7 protein-coding genes are annotated in these 6,714 nt (G+C 70.2%); 2 read left to right on the forward strand and 5 right to left on the reverse strand.

Translation table 11 applies throughout. The features are described from left to right. Positions 1-130 precede the first annotated feature (130 nt). From GA0115259_RS09355 to GA0115259_RS09370, 4 genes are all read right to left on the reverse strand, one after another. Entirely contained in the window at positions 131-1,159 is a 1,029-nt protein-coding gene (locus tag GA0115259_RS09355) for a 6-phosphofructokinase (RefSeq protein ID WP_093593637.1), read from the reverse strand. 145 nt (positions 1,160-1,304) lie between these two features. Continuing rightward, a complete protein-coding gene (locus GA0115259_RS09360) occupies positions 1,305-1,985 on the reverse strand; it encodes a response regulator (RefSeq protein ID WP_093593640.1) in 681 nt (226 codons plus the stop codon). Then, positions 1,982-3,151: a MacS family sensor histidine kinase gene (gene macS / locus GA0115259_RS09365; RefSeq protein ID WP_237539876.1), complete on the reverse strand. Its 1,170-nt coding sequence runs from the start codon at positions 3,149-3,151 to the stop codon at positions 1,982-1,984. Before macS ends, GA0115259_RS09360 begins: the two co-directional genes overlap by 4 nt. 120 nt (positions 3,152-3,271) lie before the next feature. Beyond that, positions 3,272-3,985, reverse strand: coding sequence for a lysophospholipid acyltransferase family protein (locus tag GA0115259_RS09370; RefSeq protein WP_093593646.1), 714 nt, complete (start codon positions 3,983-3,985; stop codon positions 3,272-3,274). 149 nt (positions 3,986-4,134) lie between these two features. On the opposite strand from GA0115259_RS09370, the gene GA0115259_RS09375 reads away from it, so the two are divergent. Together GA0115259_RS09375 and GA0115259_RS09380 are read left to right on the forward strand one after the other, a co-directional pair. After that, the gene (locus GA0115259_RS09375; RefSeq protein WP_093593650.1) at positions 4,135-4,914 is read left to right on the forward strand and encodes an alpha/beta hydrolase; all 780 of its coding nucleotides are present in this window, start codon (positions 4,135-4,137) and stop codon (positions 4,912-4,914) included. Then, positions 4,907-5,509, forward strand: a complete 603-nt coding sequence (locus tag GA0115259_RS09380) for a hypothetical protein (RefSeq protein WP_093593653.1) — start codon at positions 4,907-4,909, stop codon at positions 5,507-5,509. Before GA0115259_RS09375 ends, GA0115259_RS09380 begins: the two co-directional genes overlap by 8 nt. Before the next feature lie 367 nt (positions 5,510-5,876). Here GA0115259_RS09380 and GA0115259_RS09385 read toward each other — a convergent pair whose 3' ends face one another. Continuing rightward, positions 5,877-6,626: an endonuclease/exonuclease/phosphatase family protein gene (locus GA0115259_RS09385; RefSeq protein ID WP_093593656.1), complete on the reverse strand. Its 750-nt coding sequence runs from the start codon at positions 6,624-6,626 to the stop codon at positions 5,877-5,879. Positions 6,627-6,714: the final 88 nt, after the last annotated feature.

Below are 6,714 nucleotides of genomic sequence, written 5' to 3' on the forward strand. Positions count from 1 at the left end.
GGTTTCGTGTGCGGCACAAATCACGCTTCAGTGTCCGGACACGCACCTCCTCCGACCCCGCCCCGGTGCCGGGCTCCCACCCGGTAGGGGCCCGCCCCATCGTGCCCCGGCCGCAGGCCGGAAAAATCAGCTAGCCGAAGAAGACTCCCGCCTCCGCGTACAACGACGGTTCCACCGTTTTGAGTTGCGCCGTCGCCTCCGACATCGGGACCCGTACGATGTCCGTCCCCCGCAGCGCCACCATTCGGCCGAAGTCTCCGTCCCGCACCGCCTCGATCGCGTGCAGGCCGAAGCGCGTGGCCAGCCAGCGGTCGAAGGCGCTCGGGGTGCCGCCGCGCTGGACGTGGCCGAGGACCGTGGTGCGGGCCTCCTTGCCCGTGCGGCGTTCGATCTCCTTGGCCAGCCATTCGCCGACGCCCGACAGCCGGACATGGCCGAAGGAGTCCAGCGTGCCGTCCTTGAGGACCAGGTCGCCGTCCTTGGGCATCGCGCCCTCCGCGACCACCACGATCGGCGCGTACGAGGCCTTGAAGCGCGAGGTCACCCAGGCGCAGACCTGGTCGACGTCGAAGCGCTGCTCAGGGATGAGTATGACGTTCGCGCCGCCGGCCAGGCCCGAGTGCAGGGCGATCCAGCCCGCGTGACGGCCCATCACCTCGCAGACCAGGACGCGCATATGGGATTCGGCGGTGGTGTGCAGCCGGTCGATGGCCTCGGTGGCGATACCGACCGCGGTGTCGAAGCCGAAGGTGTAGTCGGTGGCGGAGAGGTCGTTGTCGATCGTCTTGGGCACTCCGACGCAGGAGACGCCGAACTCGTCGGAGAGCCGTGCCGCGACACCGAGCGTGTCCTCGCCGCCGATCACGATGAGCGCGTCGACCTGGTGCGCGGCGAGGTTCTCCCTGATCCGGCGGACACCGTCCTCGGCCTTGAGCGGATTGGTGCGCGAGGAGCCGAGGATGGTGCCGCCACGCGGCAGGATGCCGCGTACCGCGGGGATGTCGAGCCGTACGGTGTCGCCGTCGAGCGGCCCGCGCCAGCCGTCCCTGAATCCGGTGAACTCATAGCCGTACTCCTGAACGCCCTTGCGCACGATGGCGCGGATGACCGCGTTCAGCCCGGGGCAGTCGCCGCCCCCGGTCAGCACTCCGACTCGCATGGAAAACACTTCCCTTCGCCGTCGGTGGGGCACCCGGGCCACAGGCAGAGTGACTCAGGTCACTCCGGCATGGTGCGCAGGAGGGATTGGGTTCCACCAGAGGGCGGACGGAGATGGTTGTACGGATCTGTCCCGGACGGAGCGGTCAGGCGTCGTCGAGGCCGCGCTCGATCGCGTAACGGACCAGCTCGACGCGGTTGTGCAGTTGGAGCTTGCCGAGGGTGTTCTGCACATGGTTCTGGACGGTGCGGTGCGAGATGACGAGGCGTTCGGCGATCTGTTTGTACGAGAGTCCCTTGGCGACCAGCCGCAGTACCTCGGTCTCGCGCTCGGTCAGTCTGGGCGCTCCCTGCTCGTCCGAGGCGGCGGGCGCGGGCTCCGAGGCGAGTCTGCGGTACTCGCCCAGCACCAGGCCCGCGAGTCCGGGAGTGAAGACCGGATCGCCCGCGGCCGTGCGGCGTACGGCGTCGATCAGCTCCTCCGTACTGGCCGACTTGAGCAGATAGCCGGTGGCGCCGGATTTCACCGCCTCCAGGACATCGGCGTGCTCGCCGCTCGCGGAGAGCACCAGCACGCGGAGCCCGGGAAGGGAGCCGACCAGCTCCTTGCAGACCTGAACTCCCGGCATTCCGGGGAGATTGAGGTCCAGGACGAGCACGCGCGGAGTGGTCGCCGTCGCGCGGCGCACCGCCTGCGGACCGTCGCCGGCGGTCGCGACCACCTCGAAGCCGGCCGCCTCCAGATCGCGGGCGACGGCGTCCCGCCACATCGGGTGGTCGTCGACGACCATCACCCTGACCGTCTCCGCCTCGTGCCGCTCGCTCATCGCTCCGCCTTCCCCCGTACCCGTGGAACTCTCAACTCGACTTCCGTGCCCTGTCCCGGCACCGAGACCAGCTCGGCGCTGCCGCCCAGCTCCCGTAGCCGGCCGCGGATCGAGAGGGCCACACCGAGCCGTCCCTCGACCTCGGCCTGGGCGAGTCTGCCGTCCGGGATGCCTGGGCCGTCGTCCCTGACGGTCACGATCACCTCGTCCGGCCAGTCCTCGACCAGGATCCAGGCGCGGGCGTCCGGGCCCGCGTGCTCGCGGACATTGTCCAGGGCCGCGCCGACCGCCGCCGCCAGTTCACCGGCCGCCGCGGGCTCCAGCAGTACGGGCGCGCCCGGCTCGGCGAAGGTGACCTTCGGGCCGGTGTACGGCGCGAGCAGCGAGCGCAGATCACAAGGGCCGGAATCGGCGGACGGCGTGGATTCCATGGAGGTCGTGGATTCCATGGAGGTACGGACGGTGGGCACGAGCCCACTGGAGACCAGCGTGCGCAGGGCGATCTCCTGCTCGCCCGCCAGCCGGCCCAGCTCCGCGGCCTCGCCGCCGATCGCCGTACCGCGCCGCTGCACCATCGCCAGCACCTGGAGCACGCTGTCATGGATGTCCCGGGCCAGCCGCTCGCGTTCACGGGTCGCGGCCTCGATCTCCAGGGCGCGGGCGAGCGTGCGTTCGGAGGCGCGGGCGACCTCCACGACATATCCGATGGCGATGGAGGCGACCCAGACGAGCAGCACATTGTGGAGGGTGTCCCGGCTGGGATGGGCGCGTTCCACGAGGTTGGCCGCGGCGACGAAGGAGGAGGCGACGGCGGCCCAGCGCCAGCCGCCCTTGATCGCGAAGGCGAGGACCGAGCCCGCGGTCCATATCGACGGCAGCGTGGGCCCGTCGACGCTCTGGGCGTGTACGTCGGCCAGCGGCGTGAGCAGGATGCCGGTGAGGGCGACGGTGAGATCGGCGACCAGGAAGCGCTTGGTGCAGTTCACCGCGTTCGCCACTCTGGGAAGCGTGACGATCGTCCAGACGGCCAGGAACGCGAGGAACGCCTCGGCCACCCAAGGGCGTTCGAACCGGTCGCGTTCGAAGAAGAAGATCAGTACCGCGTAGACCATGGTGAGCGGCCGGTAGGCGGTCAGCGCCCGCCAGAGCGGCTGCTCGACCGACATACGTCTGTCCTTCTGCGGTCCGCCGCACCTCCAGGGCGCCGTGAACCCGTACCGACGGTCGATCGGTCCCTCCCCCATCGTGGATCCGGTCGTGGATCCCGCTCCTCGTGGATCAGTGGATCACTCGCCGCCGGTTCCCGCCGCCTTTGCCTCTTCGGCGAGTTGGCGCTTGGCCGCCGTCGCGTAGATGTCCACATACTCCTGGCCGGACAGCTTCATGATCTCGTACATGACCTCGTCGGTCACCGAGCGCAGGATGAAGCGGTCGCCCTCCATGCCCTGGTAGCGGCTGAAGTCCAGCGGCTTGCCGATCCTTATACCCGGGCGCATCAGCTTGGGCACCACCTTGCCGGGCGGCTGGATCTTCTCGGTGTCGATCATGGCGACCGGGATGACGGGCGCGCCGGACGCCAGTGCCACGCGCGCCAGACCGCCGGGCTTGCCACGGTAGAGCCGCCCGTCGGGCGAACGGGTGCCCTCCGGGTAGATACCGAAGAGTTCACCGCGCTCCAGGACCTTGATCCCGCTCTGGATCGCGGCCTCGCCCGCGCCGCGTCCGCCCGAGCGGTCCACCGGGAGCTGTCCGACGCCCTTGAAGAAGGCGGCGGTCAGCCTGCCCTTGAGACCGGGCGAGTTGAAGTACTCGGCCTTGGCGATAAAAGTCACCTTGCGGTCGAGCACGGCCGGCAGGAAGAACGAGTCGGAGAAGGAGAGATGGTTGCTGGCGAGGATCGCGGGGCCCTCGGCGGGAACGTTCTCAAGACCCTCCACCCAGGGCCTGAAGGCAAGCTTCAGGGAGCCTCCGATGGAGAACTTCATCGCACCGTAGATCAACTCGAATGCCTCCTGTGTGCTGTCGGACAGACCATAACGCGTGGGCGGCGCGTGCTCTCCTTCATGGAGGGCGGGCGGATCTGGTCGGTGTCGGTCCGGTCGCGTACGGTGAAGTACACCTTCCCGAGCCTCACGAACAGGAGACCCCGGTGCCGGTCCTTCCTGGAGCCGAGCCGTACCGCCATGAGGGCGGCGAGGTCGGCGTCCTTCTCTGTCACGGATTCACCGGTTCCCCGCAGTCGTTGCGTCCCTGGGCCGAGTATCTGGCCGAGCGCGGTCTCACCGTGTCCCTGCCGCTGCTCCCGGGACACGGCACCCGCTGGCAGGACATGCAGCTCACCGGCTGGCAGGACTGGTACGCGGAGGTGGACCGGGCGCTGGGCGAGCTGCTCCAGCGGTGCCGCCAGGTCTTCGTCCTCGGACTGTCGATGGGCGGGACGCTGGCGCTGCGGCTCGCGGCCAAGTACGGCCCGGCGGTCGACGGGATCGTCATGGTCAACCCGGCGATCAAGATGCATGGAGCGGCGGCCCATGTCCTGCCGGTCGTCCGCCATCTCGTGCCGACGACCAAGGGACTGACGAGCGATATCGCCAAGGAGGGTGTGAAGGAGCTGGGTTACGACCGGGTGCCGCTGCACGCCGCGTACTCGCTGCGGAAGTTCTTCGGTCTGGTGGACGGCGCGCTGCCTCAGGTGACGCAGCCGTTGCTGCTGCTGCACAGTCCGCAGGACCATGTCGTACCACCGGCCGACTCGGCCAGGATCCTCGGCCGGGTCTCTTCACGGGATGTCCGTGAGGTCCTGCTGGAACAGAGCTACCACGTGGCGACGTTGGACCATGACGCGGAGCGGATTTTCGAGGAGAGTCTCGCGTTCATCGGCCGCCTCGCTCCGATTGCCGGGCAGAAGGGGAGCACCAGCGGTGGCTGAGCATGACGCGGACCGGGAGCCGCAGCCGATCGACGAGGACGCGGCCTGGGCGGCGATCGTCGCCGGGTACGGCGAGGAGCCGGCGGATCCGCCGGGCGCCAAGCCGTTCAAGTCGGTGGACGATCTGGCGTTGCTGGAGGGCGAGAAGAACAGCCTCGGGCCGAGCGCGGGCGCGGGCCCGGCCGCCGAACCGGAGGCAGTGCCTTCTCCGGCGCCGGAGAAGGACGGCGACGAGAGCAAGCCCACGCTGGGCGGCTCGGTCGTCTTCGCGCCCGGCGTCGGCGGTTCCGGACCGCGCGACTACGAGGTGCCGGAGGCCCGCGAGGAGGACTTCGACGACGGCGACGAGGGCCACTTCGTACCGCCGGAGCCGCCGCCGCTGCCCGAGGCCGATGTAACGGCCAAGTTCGCCTGGCTGGCGGTGATCGGCGGCCCGGTGCTGATGCTGGTCGCGGTCCTGCTCCAGTGGGACATGACCTGGTGGCTGACCACGCTCTGCATCGGCGGCTTCCTGGGCGGCTTCGCGACGCTGGTGGCACGGATGAAACACGACGACGAGGAGAACGACGACCCGGGCCGCGGAGCAGTGGTCTAACGTTCCGCCTCCCGGCGTGGGCGTTTCGCGCCTGCGGCGCGGGGGCCGGTGGTGGGTGCGGGTGCCGGGCACTCCACCCGACCCGGCCGGGCGCAACCACACCGTCCGGAAGCCCGGCGCCGGGGCGAGCGGTTCCGTCCTCAAACGCCGGACGGGCTGGGTTTTTCGGCCTGGCCCCTACCGAGCGGGAACCCGGTGCCGGGCGGGCCGTTCCGTCCTCAAACGCCGGACGGGCTGGATATGCGCCCGGCACCGGGCGGGAAGCCGGGATCCGGCCCCCGCGCCGCAGGCGCGCATGAACGGCAGCGGGCACAGCCCGCACACAACCACCGGCCCGTGCCAACAACGGACCCCGAACCACGGCCCCCTAAGCCGGGAGGCGCACCGCTGCGAGGACCGGGAGGTGGTCCGTGGCCGTCCTCAGGTCCGTCTCGGTCACGCCCGGCAGGCCTCGTGGCACCCCGCACCCGAGAATCTCGACGCCCTCGGTCGCGAAGATCGCGTCGATGCGCTGATGCGGGCGCTCCGGAGTGGAGGTGTACTCGTCGCCCCATGGCTTCGCCGTCCAGCAGTCCTGGAGCTCCCCGGCCAGCAGCCGGAAACTCCGGCCGTCGGGCGGGTCGTTGAGGTCACCGGCGGCGATCACGTTCGGTACGTCCATGGCCTCGACGCGGTCGAGCAGCATCCGCGCCTGTGTGTAGCGCTCGCCGGGCTCCAGGCTGAGGTGGCAGCTCAGCAGCCCGACCCGGGCGCGGCCGATCCGTACGACGGCCGTGGCGAAGCCGCGCCGGTGCAGGCCGGGAGTGAGCGGCAGCAGGATGTCCTCGGTCCGCTCGACCGTGGCGCGCAGCGAGCAGAGCAGCAGTGGCCCGGCCGCGGTGGCGCCGCCGCTCAGCACCACGAGACCGGTCCGCGCGGCCAGCCAGGCGGCGCGCTTGCGCCAGCGGAAGAACCTCGGCGCTTCCTGGATGAAGACCAGATCGGGCGCACAGGCCCGGATCACCCGGACCAGCGCCTCACGGTCGTCGCGCATCGACCGGACGTTGTAACTGAGCACCCGGACCACGGCCGAACCGTCCGGCTCGGTAAGGGAGTCGGGCAACGGGGACATCGCCATGCCCACAAGATACGGGAGTCCGCCCGACGGCTCTCGGTCGGCACCGCGCCCGCCGTACCCACATCGGGTGCGGCGGGGGCGGGAGGAC

Source organism: Streptomyces sp. MnatMP-M17, from assembly GCF_900091995.1.
In the GTDB taxonomy this organism is placed as follows: domain Bacteria; phylum Actinomycetota; class Actinomycetes; order Streptomycetales; family Streptomycetaceae; genus Streptomyces.